Genomic DNA, 355 nt, shown 5'->3' on the forward strand with positions numbered 1-355 from the left:
ATCCATCTGGAAATCCTCAACTTTTCAATACTTTCCGTTATACTTCATTCTTACCGTTAAGACATAATTATCATTGAAAACATTGATTTCATTGGTTCTCATTGATTCAAGTGCAATGATCAGCAATGAATTCAATGAATACAATGAATTCAATGAATTCAATGAATCTTTTGATACTAACGGTGATTACAGGTTGTTTTCAAAGATACGCTGTGCGTTGCGGAAGAAGATGGCTTCCACCTCATCCTCGGTGAAGCCCTCTTTCCGCAGGGCATCGGCCAGCAGGGGCATTTTGGAGGAGTCGCTCAGTTCCAGCTTGCCGCCGATGCCGTCAAAGTCACTGCCCAGACCGATG

General features: G+C 42.8%; 1 protein-coding gene. It reads right to left on the minus strand.

The window, feature by feature from the left end:
• Window positions 1–186 precede the first annotated feature (186 nt).
• Window positions 187–354, minus strand: a complete 168-nt coding sequence (locus P0G09_RS16075) for a membrane dipeptidase (RefSeq protein WP_342760545.1) — start codon at window positions 352–354, stop codon at window positions 187–189.
• Window position 355: the final 1 nt, after the last annotated feature.

This window comes from Faecalibacterium sp. DFI.5.82, from assembly GCF_029076575.1.
GTDB classification, from domain to species: Bacteria; Bacillota; Clostridia; order Oscillospirales; family Ruminococcaceae; genus Faecalibacterium; species Faecalibacterium duncaniae.